This is a genomic window from Rhizobium sp. BT-226 (assembly GCF_025847085.2).
Lineage (GTDB): Bacteria > Pseudomonadota > Alphaproteobacteria > Rhizobiales > Rhizobiaceae > Rhizobium > Rhizobium sophorae.
Map to the genome: position 1 here is coordinate 230,231 of NZ_JAOYTI010000006.1, position 16,246 is coordinate 246,476.

At 61.8% G+C, this 16,246-nt stretch carries 15 protein-coding genes; 12 read left to right on the forward strand and 3 right to left on the reverse strand.

Annotated features, from left to right (window positions below; genetic code table 11):
• Positions 1-101: 101 nt before the first annotated feature.
• A complete protein-coding gene (locus OIU37_RS30285; protein ID WP_003542831.1) occupies positions 102-275 on the forward strand; it encodes a YdcH family protein in 174 nt (57 codons plus the stop codon).
• A gap of 206 nt (positions 276-481) precedes the next feature.
• Here OIU37_RS30285 and OIU37_RS30290 read toward each other — a convergent pair whose 3' ends face one another.
• Both OIU37_RS30290 and OIU37_RS30295 read right to left on the reverse strand, forming a co-directional pair.
• Positions 482-742 carry a helix-turn-helix transcriptional regulator gene (locus tag OIU37_RS30290; RefSeq protein ID WP_003542830.1) on the reverse strand — a complete coding sequence of 87 codons (261 nt, stop codon included), beginning with the start codon at positions 740-742 and terminating at the stop codon, positions 482-484.
• Between the two features lie 123 nt (positions 743-865).
• Positions 866-1,630, reverse strand: a complete 765-nt coding sequence (locus OIU37_RS30295; RefSeq protein ID WP_180696316.1) for a sulfite exporter TauE/SafE family protein — start codon at positions 1,628-1,630, stop codon at positions 866-868.
• Between the two features lie 107 nt (positions 1,631-1,737).
• Here OIU37_RS30295 and OIU37_RS30300 point away from each other — a divergent pair, with 107 nt between their 5' ends.
• Together OIU37_RS30300 and OIU37_RS30305 are read left to right on the forward strand one after the other, a co-directional pair.
• Positions 1,738-2,391, forward strand: coding sequence for a thiamine phosphate synthase (locus OIU37_RS30300; RefSeq protein ID WP_171605557.1), 654 nt, complete (start codon positions 1,738-1,740; stop codon positions 2,389-2,391).
• A gap of 10 nt (positions 2,392-2,401) precedes the next feature.
• The gene (locus OIU37_RS30305) at positions 2,402-3,484 is read left to right on the forward strand and encodes a tetratricopeptide repeat protein (protein WP_264259621.1); all 1,083 of its coding nucleotides are present in this window, start codon (positions 2,402-2,404) and stop codon (positions 3,482-3,484) included.
• 135 nt (positions 3,485-3,619) lie between these two features.
• Here the strand turns inward: OIU37_RS30305 and OIU37_RS30310 are convergent, their stop codons facing one another.
• On the reverse strand, positions 3,620-5,362 hold the full coding sequence (locus OIU37_RS30310; protein WP_171605559.1) for a chemotaxis protein: 1,743 nt from the start codon (positions 5,360-5,362) through the stop codon (positions 3,620-3,622).
• A 341-nt stretch (positions 5,363-5,703) separates the two neighbouring features.
• Here OIU37_RS30310 and OIU37_RS30315 point away from each other — a divergent pair, with 341 nt between their 5' ends.
• The 9 genes from OIU37_RS30315 (at position 5,704) to OIU37_RS30355 (ending at position 16,226) form a co-directional block, all read left to right on the forward strand.
• A complete protein-coding gene (locus OIU37_RS30315) occupies positions 5,704-6,033 on the forward strand; it encodes an STAS domain-containing protein (protein ID WP_180696317.1) in 330 nt (109 codons plus the stop codon).
• Positions 6,030-6,398 carry a response regulator gene (locus tag OIU37_RS30320; protein WP_003552634.1) on the forward strand — a complete coding sequence of 123 codons (369 nt, stop codon included), beginning with the start codon at positions 6,030-6,032 and terminating at the stop codon, positions 6,396-6,398. The genes OIU37_RS30315 and OIU37_RS30320 overlap by 4 nt, the downstream gene beginning before the upstream one ends.
• Positions 6,395-8,455, forward strand: a complete 2,061-nt coding sequence (locus tag OIU37_RS30325) for a chemotaxis protein CheA (protein WP_180696318.1) — start codon at positions 6,395-6,397, stop codon at positions 8,453-8,455. Before OIU37_RS30320 ends, OIU37_RS30325 begins: the two co-directional genes overlap by 4 nt.
• Entirely contained in the window at positions 8,452-8,961 is a 510-nt protein-coding gene (locus OIU37_RS30330) for a chemotaxis protein CheW (protein WP_129419575.1), read from the forward strand. Before OIU37_RS30325 ends, OIU37_RS30330 begins: the two co-directional genes overlap by 4 nt.
• A gap of 31 nt (positions 8,962-8,992) precedes the next feature.
• Positions 8,993-10,699 carry a methyl-accepting chemotaxis protein gene (locus OIU37_RS30335; RefSeq protein WP_180696319.1) on the forward strand — a complete coding sequence of 569 codons (1,707 nt, stop codon included), beginning with the start codon at positions 8,993-8,995 and terminating at the stop codon, positions 10,697-10,699.
• A gap of 246 nt (positions 10,700-10,945) precedes the next feature.
• Complete coding sequence (locus tag OIU37_RS30340; protein WP_180696320.1) at positions 10,946-12,868, forward strand: methyl-accepting chemotaxis protein; 1,923 nt, start codon at positions 10,946-10,948, stop codon at positions 12,866-12,868.
• Positions 12,869-13,039: 171 nt separating this feature from the next.
• Positions 13,040-14,860 (forward strand): methyl-accepting chemotaxis protein, encoded by a 1,821-nt coding sequence (locus OIU37_RS30345; protein WP_264259623.1) that lies wholly within the window; start codon positions 13,040-13,042, stop codon positions 14,858-14,860.
• The gene (locus OIU37_RS30350; RefSeq protein WP_003542818.1) at positions 14,857-15,339 is read left to right on the forward strand and encodes a chemotaxis protein CheW; all 483 of its coding nucleotides are present in this window, start codon (positions 14,857-14,859) and stop codon (positions 15,337-15,339) included. Before OIU37_RS30345 ends, OIU37_RS30350 begins: the two co-directional genes overlap by 4 nt.
• Positions 15,340-15,368: 29 nt before the next feature.
• On the forward strand, positions 15,369-16,226 hold the full coding sequence (locus OIU37_RS30355; protein ID WP_264259625.1) for a protein-glutamate O-methyltransferase CheR: 858 nt from the start codon (positions 15,369-15,371) through the stop codon (positions 16,224-16,226).
• Positions 16,227-16,246 lie beyond the last annotated feature (20 nt).

Sequence of the window (16,246 nt, forward strand, 5' to 3'; positions counted from 1 at the left end):
TGGCCTTCGACAAGCCTTCAAAAATGTGTCACAGTCCCGCCCGTTGACACCTTGATCCCCGACGATGTTGGCCGGGGAGGGTAAGAGGAAGGAAGGGTCATATGACTGTTCAAGCTCATCTTGAGTCACTCCAGAAAAAGCATGTCGCTCTCGAGGAGGAGTTGCACGCGCTCAGAACATCTCCCTCTATTTCCGATACGGAACTTGCCGAATGCAAGCGCCGCAAGCTGCGCATCAAGGACGAGATTCAGCGTCTTAAGTCATCCGTCCACTAGTCTTCCCAAGGGTCGCCGGGCGATCATCTTGCGCAACAAGGTAAATCCATCCATTCCACCAAAAATTTGCAAGAACCGGTGATTTGACACCATATTTGCGCCAGTCCGATGCATCCGGCATCGTGGCTGGCGCTTTTGGGTCGCCACATCTCACATCGCATTCCTTGTGATTTGCATCGTATTCCCAAATCTCATGGGAACGTGCATCAGGCCCAGAACTGATCCAGCCACAAATTGAGCTTGTCGAAGCCGCGGTTGTTGACCGTGTAGATGCGTTTGGTGCCTTCCGAGGTCACGGAAACGAGATTGCTGTCGAGAAGCGCCTTCAGGTGCTGCGAAACAGCAGGACGGCTGATCGGCAGGCCTTCGGCGAGCTCATTGACCGTCCGTGGCGCGCGACGCAATTCCTCCAGCAGAAACCGCCGGTTCGGATCGGCAATCGCAGAGAACGGGTCTGTGTTCGACATGGCGGCAACGCTACGTCAAACAGGCCGTGCCAGCAAGGAAATTGTGCATTGCAGCGTGCAGCCATTCAAAGTGCTACAGCGTCATTTGCGCTCTTGAAAAGACGCGCGGCGCTATAGGGCCGCTTACCAGCCAAGGCCCTCGCGCAGGATCAGGAAGGCGGCGATCAGAGCCATTGCATACATGAAGGGGTAGAAGATCTGTGGCTTCATCCGGCGCACGCACCAGGCGCCGGCAATGGTGGCGAGCGGGGCGAAGGGCAGAAGCGTTGCGGAGGTCGCAAGGTTCTGGGTGCCGAGTTGGCCGAGCGCGAAATAGGGGACCAGCTTGATGGCGTTGAGGATCGCGAAGAAGCGCACGCTGGTGCCGGTATATTCGCGTGGCTGCAATTTGAGCGGCAGGGCATAGATCTGGAAGGGTGCGCCGCCGGCATGGGCGACGAAGCTGCCGTAACCGGAGAATGTGCCCCAGAGGCTGGCTGCTACCGACCGCTGGCCGCGCGGTGGGGCCACCTTGCCGGCGCCTGGGCCGAAATTGCTCCAGAAATAGCGCAGGCAGAAGAGGATTGTCACCGCGCCGATGACGATGCGCAGCATGTTGCCCGGAACCAGCGCCGAGGTCGCCCAGCCTAGCGCAATGCCGAAGACGGCGCCCGGCAGCATGATCTTCAGCGTCGTCCAGTCGCCATGCTTGCGCCAGATGACGAGCGAGATGACGTCCATGAAGACCAGGATCGGCAGCAGGATCGCCGCCGCCTCGACCGGCGAGACGACGAGGGCGAGGAAGGGCAAGCCGATCAGCGACAAAGCGTCGCCCATACCGCCCTTTGCGAGGCCCACCAGCAGAACGGCGGGCACGGCGGCGTAGTAGAATGAAAAATCCTGCGGCATGCTTTCGACGTCCTCCTCTTGCAAGCCTCGTCTAACGGAACTACTCACACAAAACGAGTGCGGATCCCTCATTTCGAAGGGGAATTCGCAGGAAACGGAAAGACCCCATGACCGAACCGGAAAACCGCTGCCGCCTTGTGCTCATCGCACCTGATATCGCCGATGCCGATGAACAGGCAAAGATCGTCGCCGACGCGCTGAAGGGCGGCGATGTCGCCTCGGTGATCGTGCCGCAATACGGGCGCGACGACGGCACCTTCCAGAAACATGCCGAAAAGCTGGTGCCGTTGATCCAGGACGCTGGCGCCGCCGCGCTGATAGCAGGCGACAGCCGTGTCGCAGGCCGGGCGAAGGCCGACGGCCTGCACCTTTCCGGCAATGCGGAGGCCCTTTCGGAGGCGATCGACAAACATGCGCCGAAGCTGATCGTCGGCGGCGGCAACGCGGCTGACCGCCACCACGCGCTGGAGATCGGCGAAGTCAGGCCGGACTATATCTTCTTCGGCAAGCTCGACGGGGACATCAAGCCGGAGGCGCATCCGAAGAACCTGGCGCTCGGCGAATGGTGGGCCTCGATGATCGAGATTCCCTGCATCGTCATGGGCGGTACCGATCCGGCTTCGGCGCTCGCCGTCGCCGAGACCGGAGCGGAGTTCGTGGCGATGCGGCTGGCGGTCTTCGGCGAGCCCGCCCGGGCGCCGTCCGTCGTTGCCGAGATCAATGCGTTGCTTGACGAAAAAGCGCCACGGTTTGAGGATTGAAATCGCGCTCATGCCGATCCCGCCCGCCCGTCTTTTGAAATATCTCCTCGCCGGCATGGCCACCTTCCTTGCGGCCGGGCCGAATGTTGCCTTGGCGCAGGCGCCGGACAGCGTCATCAGCCAGCCGGACACGGGGCCGGCTTCGACCTTCCGCACCGACCGGCCTTCCAGCCCGGGCGTGCAACCTTCCGATGGTGTCGGCGTATTCGACCGCATGGGCGCGAAGCTGCCGGACCTGCCGCCGGAGAAGGATTACAAGGGGCCGATCGACGAGGCCTACGGCGCCTTCCAGCGCGGTTATTACCTGACGGCAATGGACAAGGCGCTGCCGCGCGCCCAGCTCGGCGATCCGGCGGCGCAGACGCTGATCGGCGAAATCCTCTCGCAGGGCCTCGGCGTCAAGAAGGACGTGAAAAGCGCTGCCTTCTGGTACGGCAAGGCGGCCGAAGGCGGCGATGCGGCGGCGATGTTCAAATATGCGCTGATCCTGATGGAAGGCGAGGGCGTGCCGCGCGACAAGGTCAAGGCCGACGACTACATGCACAAGGCGGCCGAAGCCGGCAATCCTTCGGCGGAATTCAACTGGGCACAGCTTCTCATCGCCGACAATCCCGGCGAGAAGGGACTGAGGCTGGCGCTGCCATTCTATGAGAAATCGGCCGAGCAGGGCATTGCCGACTCGCAATATGCCGTGGCGCAGATCTATGCGACGCTGAAGGACCTGCCGGAGGAAAAGAAGAAGCTCGCTCGCGAATGGATGGCACGCGCGGCGCGCGCCGGCTTCGACACGGCCCAGCTTGATCTCGGCATCTGGCTGGTCAACGGCGTCGGCGGGCCGAAGGATTACGTCAAGGGCTTCGAATGGCTGAAACTTGCCGCCAATGGCGGCAATGTCGCCGCGCAGAACAAGCTCGCCCATCTCTATATCAACGCGATCGGCACGGCGCCCAATCCGATCGAGGCGGCGAAGTGGTACGTGCTCTCACGCCGGGCCGGGCTCGCCGATCCGGCGCTCGAGGATTTCTATCTCGGCATCGAGGACACCCAGCAGAAGGCGGCGATCGACGCCGCCAACAAGTTCCGGCGGCGATAGCGACCGCTTGGCGACCCGGCCGACGAGGCGGACGGGCTATTGCATAATCCCTTAAATCTGAATCGATTTGGGCATTATGCTGCTACAACATCCTTTGCGCGTCTGAAAAGACGTGCGGCGCTGTCGCGTTCCAACCTAAAAAAGCGCATCGGCGAAGAGGTCTTCATCGTTTTCGGCTTTGGCGGTTTCGGCGGGAGCGGAGGTGCTGTCCTCGCTCGCCGGAATGATGCCGCGATGAATGCTGCGCTCCTGGACCATCGTATAGTGCTTGAAGATCTTGCGGTCGAGCGGCGCGATCGTCTCGGCGAGATCGGAGATGTCGGCGACATCGGTGCCGGCGACCCCTTCGAGCATATCGGCGCAGCCGGCAAGGACTTCGCCGAGATTATGCTGGAAATCGAGCTTGCCGATCAATAGGCTGATCTTGTTGGCGACCTCGCGACCGTTCTCGGCGAGCACCTTCAACTCGTTTTCCATCACGTTGGCTGCAGAGCGGATGTTGCCGACGGCCGAGGTCAGGCTTTCTCCGAGATTGCCGGCTCCGGCATCCGTGGCGGGGGCGACGCGCCCGGCCGCAGCTTCGAGCGCCGGCAGGCCGTTGACGATGGCGTCGGCGGAATCGTCGAGCTTGCCGGCGAAGATGCGCAGCTCGGCGGTGACGACGTTGATCGACTTGCCTTCCTCGCCGAGCCGGCTGCAGCGCAGGTTGGTATTCAAAGCCATATAGTGAATGTCGGTCTTGACGGCGCGGATGTTGCCGATCGCTTCGGAGAGCTTGGCGGCCGTACCGATCGTCGACTGGCTTACCTGGTCAGCCTGGCGGCTTGCCGTGTCGACCTGCTTGACGATTTCATGGGCGGCTGAAACGCTGGATTCCAGCGCGCGCATGAAGTTGCCGCCGGCCTCGCCACCCTCACCGCTCATCTGATCGCGCAGCTTGAGAATCTCCCGCATGTCGTGGTCGAAACTCGCGATCGTCTTGACGACGTTTTCGGAATCCCGCTGGAAATTTGCGCACATGTCGCTCATCTGCGCCGCTGTCAGATGGTGAATGACGTTCTGGAGGCGCTGGCGCGCGTCGGCATCGAGCCTCGCGCCATCCTCGCCGGCAAAAAAATCTTCAAGCAGCGAAAAGGTGGCCTGCACATGCTCGATGCGCTGGCGGGTGATATCGCCGATCTGCAGGGCAGACAGGGTCGAGGCGACCTTGCTTTGGACGGCGCGGGCAATTGCGCCGACCTCGCGGGCGATGACGCCGAGATCCTTGCGATGTCCGGCGATCTTGGCGGCATCATCGCGGAGCGCTGCCGCGACGGCCGGAACGGTATCGGCATAGCCCTTGGAAACACCGGCGCCAAAGGAGGCGGCGAGCTTGACCTCCTTATCGAGACTGTCGAGGTGCGTGGCGAAACGGTTGACCTCATCGGTGCCGGAATAGATGCGCTCCAGGATCTCCTGAGCGAAGCCGGCGAATTCGGCAAGGCCGGCACCGGTGATCTTCACGGTCACCGCGAAGGTTCTGAGATAACGCATCGTCTCCTGCATGTCGGCGACGTGCTTGCGCAGTTCCCTGCCGGTATGCGCCAGCGAAACGAGCGCCTGCTGCCGGTTTTCCTCGGTGACGGGCAGCGCCATCAGGCTCTCCACCGTGGCGCGGAGATCGGCGCTGGTGTCGCTCGCCTCCTTGTTGTCGAGCGTTGTGGTGACGCTCTCGAGCGAGTTCAACAGACGGTTGAGGACATCCATCACCGAGAGCAGCACGGTGCCGCCTTCGAGGAAACGTTCCTCGACCTGGCTCCGAGCAGATTCCAGGGTCTGGCTGATGTCCCGCCCTGATGTGTAGGCTGCAGCGTTCGGTGATACCAGAGCGTGTGCCACTTTTATACCTTTTCTTAATATACAGGCAATTCGACTCTATTTTTACGGGCAGGATGGAAACGTCCGGTAAACGCGCCGGGACTCGCCAGCGTTGTGATTAACGAAAGATGTTGATGGTGTGTCGGTGAAAGCCTAACGCTCGGCTTTATGATTCAACATATTGTTTTTATTTTATTTATTTCTAAATTTTGAGGGAAAAATACAACTTATCCCGGATGAGAATTGGGAGTCGCGGAACGTGCTATACGGCAGTTTCCTACAACCGCTGTTTACTCTGCATTAACGCTGCCGTGAGAGTCCTTTTAGGGTCATCAAGTATTTTTCTGGCCCAGGAGGCTGCATTGGATACTCAGAAACAATATTACGAATCTATAAATTTCCCGGAAGTGCTCACTATTCGTAACATGTCCGAACTATACTCAAAGTTTACTGATGAATTTCATAGTAATGATACAATCACCATCAACATTCCCGAAGGCGCGGAAGCGGATCTGAGTTTCGTTCAACTTATCGAATCCTCGCGCCGCCAAGCAAAGGCCAAGGGAAAGACGTTCAAACTTTCTTCTCCGGCCAGCGGCTCGGTGCTGAAGGTACTTGAGCGCGCCGGTTTCATCGAATCCTTCGATCGAGAAGACGCAAATTTCTGGTTGCATAAAGAGGTGACGTTATGAGTGCAAATATCCTGACTGTCGACGATTCCGCCAGCATTCGTCTGACCACCAAAGTCACGCTGACCAATGCCGGCTATAGCGTCACCGAGGCGGTCAACGGGGCAGAGGGCCTCGCAACGGCCAAGGGAAGCAGCTTCGATCTGATCGTGACCGATCTCAATATGCCTGTCATGGACGGGCTGACGATGATCGAGGAACTGCGCAAGCTGCCGGCGCAGGCCGGCGTTCCGATCATCTTCCTGACGACGGAATCGGACGCTGACCTCAAGGCGCGCGCCAAGGCCGCCGGCGCGACGGGCTGGCTGACCAAGCCGTTCGACCCGGAAAGCCTGGTCAAGATCGTCAAGAAGGTTCTCGGACGATGAGTACGCTCGATCCTGTCGCCGTATTCCGCACCGAAGCCGCTGAATGCCTCGAAGCGATCGAGGCCGGTCTTCTCGACCTGACCCATCAGCTCGACAATAAGGATCTCGTCGACGCCGTGTTCCGCGGGCTCCACACGCTCAAGGGCTCCGGCGCGATGTTCGGTTTCGAAGCGCTCGCCGCCTTCACCCATCATTGCGAAACAGCCTTCGACCGTGTCCGCAAGGGCGAGGTCGCGGCGACCAGCGAACTCGTGGCCGCCGTTCTCGCCGCCCAGGACCACATGCGTGCTCTGGTCGACCAGCCGGACGCCGATCACGGCGATACCGGGCATAAGCTTCTGGCGCAGCTGCAGGCTGCCGTCGGCGGCAAGGAAGCGGCGCCAGCAGCGGCGGCTGCTCCCACCCCCGCCGCCATTCGCGAGGCAACGGCGAAAAAGAAAAACAGCTGGCGCATCCGCTTCAGCCTGCCCGCCAATTCGATGGCCAACGGCACCAACCCGCTCGGCCTGCTGGACGAGCTGCGCGATCTCGGCGAATGCAACGTGCGCGCCAACACCTCGGCCATTCCGCCCCTCGACGAGCTCACTCCGACGGAACTCCACATTTCCTGGGACGTGACGCTGACCAGCGAGCAGGACCGCTCGGCGATCGACGACGTCTTCATCTTCGTGCTCGACGACATGGAACTTAGCGTCGAGGAGATCGACGGCGCGGCAGCGGCACCCGCAGCACCCGCCGCACCGGTCGAGGAAAGGGCAGTGCCCGCCCCGGTCGCGGCGGCATCGGCGCCGCCCGTTCCGCCGTCCGCCGTCCCGGAATTCCGTCCTGTCGAGGCGGTTCCGGCCAAGCGAGAGGCGCCCGCCGCCGTCAGCCAGGCGAAGGCGGCCGAGAATGTCCGCGTCCCTGCCGAACGCCTGGACGAGTTGATGGACCGTGTCGGCGAGCTCGTCATCGCGCAATCGCGCCTCAGCCAGCTCGCCAGCGCCAGTACCGATATCGCGTTGCGCTCCGTCTCCGAAGAAATTGAACGCCTCTCCGGCGAATTGCGCGACACCATGATGGTGCTGCGCATGGTGCCGGTCGCCACCCTCTTCTCCCGCTTCCGCCGCCTCGTCCACGATCTCGCTCGCGAGACCGGCAAGGTGATCGAACTGGTGACGGAGGGCGAGAGCACCGAAGTCGACAAAACCGTTATCGAACGTCTGGCCGATCCGCTGGTGCATCTGGTGCGCAACTCGATCGATCACGGCCTCGAAATGCCTGCCGACCGCCTTGCCTCCGGCAAGAACGAAGCCGGCACGGTGACGCTTTCGGCCCGTCAGGCCGGCGGCGAGGTGATCATCGCGATCAAGGACGACGGCCGCGGGATCAATCGCGAACGGGTTCGCGCCAAAGCGGAATCCTCCGGCCTCATCCAGCCCGGCCAGCCGCTTTCCGACTCCGAGCTGCTGCAGCTGATCTTCGCCCCCGGCTTCTCGACGGCAGCCGCGATCACCAATCTGTCCGGCCGCGGGGTCGGCATGGACGTGGTCAAGAAGACGGTCGAGGCGCTCCGCGGCGCGATCGACATCGTCAGCGTGCCGGGACAGGGTTCGGAAGTGTCGCTGCGCATCCCTCTGACGCTCGCTATCATCGACGGCCTGCTGGTGCGCGTCGGTTCCGGCCGCTACGTCATCCCGCTTTCGGCGGTCGAGGAATGCCTCGAACTGTCGCTCGAGGAAGATCTTCGCTCGCGCGGCCGCAGCTTCATCTCGCTGCGCGACAGCCTGGTGCCGTTCCTGCGCCTGCGCGACCTCTTCCGCACCGGCACCAAGCCCGATGTGCATCAGAAGGTCGTCGTCATCTCGACCGGCACGGAGCGCGTCGGCCTGGTCGTCGACCAGATCATCGGCGACCACCAGACGGTCATCAAGTCGATGTCGAAACTGCACAATAACGTCGCGACCTTCTCGGGCGCCACCATTCTCGGCGACGGCAGCGTCGCTCTCATTCTCGACGTCGGGCACCTGGTGGCCGCGGGTCAGCAACAGGAGGCGCAATTGCGCGTAGCAGGATGAGTGCAACAGCAGCAGCCGAACGATTTGACAATCACTGGAACTATGCCGAGGAAGTCGAGGTCCTGACCTTCGATCTCAACGGCGAAACCTTCGCGCTGGAAGCGGTCATCGTCCAGGAAATCCTGGACCTGCTTCCAGAGACCGCGGTGCCGGGCAGCCAGCCCTTCGTCGCCAGCGTCATCAACTTTCGGGGCAAGGTCATTCCGCTCGCCGATCTGCGTCTCGCCTTCGGGATGGAAGCAGCAGAGGCGACGATCGACAGCCGCTTCATCGTCATCGAGATCGATCTGCAGGGCGAGCAGACGCTCGTCGGCCTCAGGACAGACAAGGTGAACGAGGTGACGACGCTTGCAAAGTCCGCCAGCGAAGCGCCACCGAGCGTCGGCATGCGCTGGCGCGCCGACTACATCAACTGCCTGGTGAAGAGGGGCGGAGAATTCATCATTCTCCCCAATCTGCAGGCGATCTTTTCATCGAGGCACGATGCGGCGGGAGCCGTCAATTGACGCTGGATGAATTCAACGAGGGGTTTGGACAATGCGACTGACAATCAAGACGAAACTGGTGACCGCGTTCACCTTCATCATTCTGATGCTCGTAGGCACCGCCGCTTACGGCATCTTCAGCCTTGGATCGCTCAACGACACGATCGATAAGCTTCTCGCCGGCCCGGCAGCCCGCCTCGATCTGGCGCAGCAGATCAACATTGCCCAGCTCGAGGAGATCCGCCAGCAGAAGAACCTGCTCACCGCCCGTACCGCCGAGGAGACGGCCGGCGCAATCGCGAAGAGCAATCAGGCCCGCAAGGACTTCACCGACGCCTTCAACCAGGTGTTGGAACTCGCCACGGAAGAAGGCAAGGCGCGCTGGGCGCGCATCGCCGAACTTTCCAAGACCTTCACGGCAGCCGACGATCAGATCCGGGAATATATGAAGGCCGGCAATGCCGAAGGCGCGAATGCCGTTTCCGTCACGACGGCGCGGGTCGCTGCCAACGACATCGACTCGACGCTCAGTGAAGTCCTGGCACTTGAAAAGCAGCGTATGAAGGCTGCCGACGATGGCGCCGAAGCGCAGTACACGACGACGCGCACAATGATGGTTGCGGTCGCCGCCGTCGCCCTGCTGATTGCTGCCGTCACCGCGTTCTGGATCGCCAGCACGATCAGCAAGGGTCTTAGCCGGGCCAATATCGTGGTGCGCGAAGTGTCGGAAGGCGATCTGACGAAGATGGCCGACATCACCAGCCGTGACGAAATCGGCGAACTTCTGGGCAACGTCAATACTATGATCGAACGCCTGCGCGGCGTCGTTGCCGACGCACTGTCGGCCGCCGACAACGTCTCTTCCGGCAGCCAGGAACTTTCGGCGAGTTCGGAACAGGTATCGCAGGGCGCAACCGAACAGGCAGCGTCGGCCGAAGAGGCTTCCGCCTCGATGGAACAGATGGCCGCCAACATCAAGCAGAACGCCGATAACGCTGCCCAGACAGAAAAGATCGCCCGCCAATCGGCCAAGGACGCGGAGATGAGTGGTGAAGCGGTGACGCGTGCTGTCGACGCCATGCGCACGATTGCCCAGAAGATCGGCATCGTCCAGGAAATCGCCCGCCAGACCGATCTGCTGGCTCTGAATGCTGCCGTCGAAGCCGCTCGTGCCGGTGAACATGGCAAGGGTTTTGCGGTCGTCGCCTCCGAGGTGCGCAAGCTTGCCGAACGCAGCCAGTCGGCGGCGGCCGAAATCAGCTCGATGTCGAGCGATACGGTGAAGGCTGCCGCCGATGCCGGCGACATGCTCGGCCGGCTGGTGCCCGACATCCGCAAGACGGCGGAACTGGTTTCCGAAATCAGTGCCGCCTGCCGCGAACAGGATATCGGCGCCTCGCAGATCAACGAAGCGATCCAGCAGCTCGACAAGGTGACGCAGCAGAACGCCGGCGCCTCCGAGCAGATGTCGGCAACTTCCGAGGAACTCGCCTCCCAGGCCGAAGAGCTGCAGACGTCGATCGCCTTCTTCAAGGTTGATACGGCAGGCAGCGTGCGGTCCGGCGCCAACAAAGCGCAGCCAAAAGCTTCGGCCAAGGTGAAGGCCCCGGCCGCTGTCCGTAAAGCTGTCCCGCAGGCCCAGAGCCAAGGCCGCGGCCAGACGATTTTGGCTCAACAGCAGCGTCTCAAAGGCTTTGCTCTCGATATGTCGATGGGTGGTCCAGACGCCAGCGACGACGAGTTCAGGGAGAGCGCATAAGCGTCTCCTGGGGAAAGCGCTTGAGCGCCTTCGCCTCAAAGTGATCCCTCGGGCTGCTCCGGCGGCCCGAGACGGGAATATCCCCCAACGCATGTAGGCGTTGGCGCTGCGATCGATAGATGTCCGGCTGCCGGGAAGTGAATGTAGTCGCTTTCCCCCTTTTCAGACACATCACTTTCAAGCTCGACGCCCCACCGATGGGACGTGTCGCTATCCATTCGTTTTTACCGCAAATAGGGGTATCATATGCGTTTCACCATCAAGCTCAAACTGGGTCTTGCCTTCGGCATCATGACGCTGCTGCTGATCGGCATCGCGGTTTATGGAAGCCTCAGCCTCGGCACCTTGAACGAGGCAAGCGGCAATATGATCGACGGCCCGATGCGCCGCCTGGAACTGGCGCTGAGCGCTAATGTTGCCGAAGTCAACGCCATCCGCGCTCAGAAGAACGCTCTGCTTTCCGCGGATCCCGATGCAGCTGCCGGTTTCTACAAGGAAGCCGACCAGAACTTGCAGGCGATGTTCGATGCCGTCGACGCCGGCCACGCCATCGCTTCGCCTGAAGGCAAGCCCTATTGGGAAAAGCTGCAGACGATCGGTGCGAAATTCCGCGACAGATCCGCAGAACTGCAGCAGCTCGACGCCAGGGGAGATCAGGCCGGTGCACTGGCGCTGTCGCTCGGTGACCTACGCACGATGACGAACGACATGGGTGATGCGATTGCCGCACTCATCGAGATCCAGCGCAAGGGCATGAAGGCGACCGATCAGGCGAACACGGATCTTTACAACTCGACGAAGCTGATCCTCAGCACCGCTTCCGGCATCGCCGTGCTCGTGGCTCTCGGCGCTGCACTGTGGATCACGCTCGGCATCAACAACGGTCTGCGGAAGATTACGACCGTCGCAAACGCCGTCGCAATCGGCGACCTCAACCAGAAGGTCGATGTCAAAACCAACGACGAGATCAAGGATCTCATCGATACGGTCAATGCCATGACTGCCAACCTGCGCGCCACGGCAGCACTTGCCGATCAGATCGCCATGGGCGACCTCAGCACCGATGCCAAGCCGCTCTCGGACAAGGACACGCTCGGCATCGCGATGCAGAGCATGATCTCCAACCTGCGCACCACCGCCGGCATCGCCGATCAGATCGCGAACGGCGACCTGACGGTGTCTCCAAAGCCGCTCTCCGACAAGGATGCACTGGGCATCGCGCTCGAACAGATGGTCGAGCGCCTGCGCGGCGTCGTCGCCGATGCGATCTCGGCCGCCGAGAACGTCTCATCCGGCAGCCAGGAGCTTTCGGCAAGCTCCGAGCAGGTGTCGCAGGGCGCCACGGAACAGGCGGCTTCCGCCGAAGAGGCCTCGGCCTCGATGGAAGAGATGGCTTCCAACATCAAGCAGAACGCCGATAACGCCGCCCAGACCGAAAAGATTGCCCGGCAGTCGGCCAAGGATGCGGAAGCCAGCGGCGAAGCCGTCTCCCGTGCGGTCGACGCCATGCGGACGATCGCCCAGAAGATCGGCATCGTCCAGGAAATCGCTCGCCAGACCGATCTCTTGGCTCTCAATGCGGCTGTGGAAGCAGCACGCGCCGGTGAACACGGCAAGGGTTTCGCGGTGGTCGCCTCGGAGGTGCGCAAGCTTGCTGAACGCAGCCAGTCGGCTGCCGCCGAGATAAGCTCAATGTCGAGCGATACGGTGACGGCGGCCCAGGAAGCGGGCGATATGCTCGGCCGGCTGGTGCCGGATATCCGCAAGACGGCCGAGCTGGTTTCCGAGATCAGTGCTGCCTGCCGTGAACAGGATATCGGGGCGGCCCAGATCAACGAGGCAATCCAGCAGCTCGACAAGGTGACGCAGCAGAATGCCGGCGCCTCCGAGCAGATGTCGGCAACCTCGGAGGAACTCGCCTCCCAGGCTGAAGAGCTGCAGACGTCAATTGCTTTCTTCAGGGTCGACATGGCAGGCGGGCGCCGCGAGCGCGCACCGGCTACAAAACTCACCGTTCGCAACCGGGCTCCGGCCGCACCGCGCAAACCGGCTGGCAAGGCGCCTGCCAATACGGTCGCCGGCCAGCAGGCCCGCGTGAAGGGCTTTGCCCTCGATATGTCGATGGGCGGTCCCGATACGACCGATGACGAGTTCCGTGAAAGCGCATAGGGCTTTTCCGATGCCGAAGCGGGGGGCCGCGGTGGATAGCGGCCCTCGATTGAACCGGTGCATGGACGCACCTGGTCATGCCGGCTCCGCCGGTGACGCATGAAGCGTTTTTACGACGGCACGATGTGCGATCTGGCGGAATATCCGCCGCGGTACTAACGGGGGTTTGAAATGCGCTTCACAATCAAATTAAAACTGAGCCTAGTGTTCGGTTTCATCGTTCTCCTGACCTGTGCGATGGCCGGTCTTTCGATCTATAATCTCTCGTCGCTGAACAGCGAGATCTCGATCATGGTTGCCGGTCCGGTCGCCAATCTGCGCGATTCCGGCGATCTCTCCGATGCCGTGATGCGCTCGATCCGCGCCGAAAAGGATGCGATCATCAACACCGATCCGACCAAGATCGCCGGTTATGTCGATGAGATCTCGCAGCAGCGCGAGCAGATCAAGACATTGCAGGCTCGCCTCGCTGCTTCGGAAGACCCTGATATCAGGAATGGCATGGGCCAGTTCGGCGATCTCTACGGCAAGTGGACAGCGCTGCAGGATCGCGTCGCCGGTCTCGCCACGCAGAACACGACGGAGTCCAACACTCAGGCCGGCGTCATCTCGATGGGCGAAGGCCAGCAGGTGACTACCCAGCTACTCGGCATCCTCACCAAGCTGAACGACACGGTGACCGGCAATGTCGCCGAAACCGACGCCGCCACCAACGACCAGTATGCGCACTCGCGCAATCTGCTGGTCATGATGACGATCGGCCTGATCATCGTCTCGTCGGCAGCAGCGATCTGGATCCTGCTCAACATTTCGCGCGGCTTGAAGCGCGCCGTCAACCTTGCCGATGCCGTCAGCATCGGCGACCTCGAACAGACTATCGAGCACAAGAGCAACGACGAGATCCGCGATCTCGTCCATTCGATGAGCCGGATGACGGCGAACCTGCGCACTACCGCAACGATCGCCAACCAGATCTCGAACGGCGACCTGACTGTCTCTCCGAAGCCCCTTTCGGAGAAGGATATGCTCGGCATCGCGCTGGAGCAGATGGTTGAGCGCCTGCGCGGCGTCGTTGCCGATGCGATCGCCGCCGCTGAGAATGTCTCGGCCGGCAGCCAGGAACTGTCCTCGAGCTCCGAACAGGTGTCGCAGGGCGCCACCGAACAGGCGGCTTCGGCCGAAGAGGCTTCCGCCTCGATGGAAGAAATGGCCGCCAACATCAAGCAGAACGCCGATAACGCTGCACAGACAGAAAAGATCGCCCGCCAGTCGGCCAAGGACGCGGAGATGAGCGGCGAAGCCGTCTCTCGCGCTGTCGATGCGATGCGCACGATTGCCCAGAAGATCGGCATCGTCCAGGAGATCGCCCGTCAGACCGATCTGCTGGCTCTCAATGCCGCCGTGGAAGCGGCACGTGCCGGCGAGCACGGCAAGGGCTTCGCGGTCGTTGCCTCCGAGGTGCGCAAGCTTGCCGAGCGCAGCCAGTCGGCGGCTGCGGAAATCGGCGCGATGTCCGGTGATACTGTCAAAGCCGCCCAGGAAGCGGGCGACATGCTCGGCCGGCTGGTGCCCGATATCCGCAAGACGGCGGAGTTGGTCTCCGAGATCAGCGCTGCCTGCCGCGAACAGGATATCGGCGCTTCGCAAATCAACGAAGCGATCCAGCAACTCGACAAGGTAACGCAGCAGAATGCCGGGGCCTCCGAGCAGATGTCGGCAACCTCAGAGGAACTGGCCTCCCAGGCGGAAGAACTGCAGACATCGATCGCCTTCTTCAAGGTCGACATGGCAGGCGGGCGCCGTGAGCGCGCACCGGCCGCCAGGACGACTGTCCGTAGCCAGGCTCCGGCCGCTGCCGCCCGCAAGCCTGCGCCCAAGAAGCCGGCTGCCAATAGCGTCGCCGGCCAGCAGGCGCGGGCGAAAGGCTTCGCTCTCGATCTCTCCATGGGCGGTCCCGATGATGGGGACGCCGAGTTCAAGGAAAGTGCATGATCATGGCCACGACATCTCTGGAAGCGCAATTCGTGACCTTCAGCCTCGGCGACGAGATCTTCGCCGTGCCGGTTGAGGTCGTGCGGGAAATCCTCGACTATGCGGAAGCTTTCAAGATTCCGAATGGTCCTGACTATCTGCTCGGCCTGCGCGATGTGCGCGGGCAGGGCGTGCCGACGATCGATCTTCGCTTGAAGCTCGGCATGACGAAGACCGTGCCGACGCCGCACACGCGCGTGCTCGTCCTCGATGTGCCGATGGAAAGCCGGCTGCTGACGCTTGGCCTCGTCGCCGACCGCGTCTTCGAGGTCACACCGTTCCGGCGCGAGCAGATCGAGGCGGCGCCTGATATCGGCGTGCGCTGGCGCTCGGACTATATCGCCGGCGTCGTTCGCCGTGAAAACGGCTTCGTCGTCATCATCGATCTTGCACGGCTGCTGTCGCGCGAGGACGCCTCGGCACTGCAATCAGCGGCCTGACCGCGTATCAACCTGGAGTACTGCGTTCTATGGGTATGGCAGCAGCGGTGGAAACCCAATTGCCGGGCGACCGGATCAGCAAGCGCAATTTCGACAAGCTTGCCCGGTTCATTTACGACTATAGCGGCATCAAGATGCCGCCGACCAAGCTGACGATGCTCGAAGGGCGGCTGAGACGCCGCCTTCGTGCAACCAACCACGCGACCTTCGACGATTATTGCGACTTCCTGTTCAATGACGATGGCCTCGCCCAGGAAACCGTCTACCTGATCGACGTCGTGACGACGAATAAGACCGACTTCTTCCGCGAAGCCAAGCATTTCGACTATCTGCAGAGCGTGGCGTTGCCGGCGATCGCCAACAGCGGCGTGCGGACCATCCGCACCTGGAGTTCGGCCTGCTCGACGGGGGCGGAACCCTACACGATGGCGATGGTGCTGGCAGAATTCGCCGAAGGCCGCAACGACGTCTCCTACAGCGTGCTGGCGACCGACCTTTCCACCGACGTGCTGCAGACGGCGCGGCGGGGCATCTACCCAGAAGATTTGATCGCGCCTGTGCCGCGCGATCTGCAGCGCAAATATGTGCTGACGGCCAAGCAGCCGGGTCGGCGGGAGGTGCGCATCACGCCGAGATTGCGCAGCAAGATCGGTTTTGCCCGCATGAACCTGATGGACGAGAAATACGCGATCGGCGAGCCGATGCACGTTATCTTCTGCCGCAACGTGCTAATCTACTTCGACAAGCAGACTCAGGCCGGTGTTCTCAACCGCCTCTGTGATTGCCTGGCGAAGGGCGGCTATATGTTTATCGGCCATTCTGAATCAATCACCGGCTTCGATCTGCCGTTGAAGCAGGTCTCGAATACGGTGTTTCAGCGTATCTAAAGCGCATCGCGTCATCCCAA

Excerpts from the sequence above, each read along its gene's own strand:
- OIU37_RS30290 (WP_003542830.1), bottom strand. The coding sequence starts at position 742 with ATGTCGAACACAGACCCGTTCTCTGCGATTGCCGATCCGAACCGGCGG.
- OIU37_RS30320 (WP_003552634.1), top strand. The coding sequence starts at position 6,030 with ATGAGTGCAAATATCCTGACTGTCGACGATTCCGCCAGCATTCGTCTG.
- OIU37_RS30300 (WP_171605557.1), top strand. The coding sequence starts at position 1,738 with ATGACCGAACCGGAAAACCGCTGCCGCCTTGTGCTCATCGCACCTGAT.
- OIU37_RS30305 (WP_264259621.1), top strand. The coding sequence starts at position 2,402 with ATGCCGATCCCGCCCGCCCGTCTTTTGAAATATCTCCTCGCCGGCATG.
- OIU37_RS30325 (WP_180696318.1), top strand. The coding sequence starts at position 6,395 with ATGAGTACGCTCGATCCTGTCGCCGTATTCCGCACCGAAGCCGCTGAA.
- OIU37_RS30345 (WP_264259623.1), top strand. The coding sequence starts at position 13,040 with ATGCGCTTCACAATCAAATTAAAACTGAGCCTAGTGTTCGGTTTCATC.
- OIU37_RS30335 (WP_180696319.1), top strand. The coding sequence starts at position 8,993 with ATGCGACTGACAATCAAGACGAAACTGGTGACCGCGTTCACCTTCATC.
- OIU37_RS30295 (WP_180696316.1), bottom strand. The coding sequence starts at position 1,630 with ATGCCGCAGGATTTTTCATTCTACTACGCCGCCGTGCCCGCCGTTCTG.
- OIU37_RS30355 (WP_264259625.1), top strand. The coding sequence starts at position 15,369 with ATGGGTATGGCAGCAGCGGTGGAAACCCAATTGCCGGGCGACCGGATC.
- OIU37_RS30330 (WP_129419575.1), top strand. The coding sequence starts at position 8,452 with ATGAGTGCAACAGCAGCAGCCGAACGATTTGACAATCACTGGAACTAT.
- OIU37_RS30285 (WP_003542831.1), top strand. The coding sequence starts at position 102 with ATGACTGTTCAAGCTCATCTTGAGTCACTCCAGAAAAAGCATGTCGCT.
- OIU37_RS30340 (WP_180696320.1), top strand. The coding sequence starts at position 10,946 with ATGCGTTTCACCATCAAGCTCAAACTGGGTCTTGCCTTCGGCATCATG.
- OIU37_RS30350 (WP_003542818.1), top strand. The coding sequence starts at position 14,857 with ATGATCATGGCCACGACATCTCTGGAAGCGCAATTCGTGACCTTCAGC.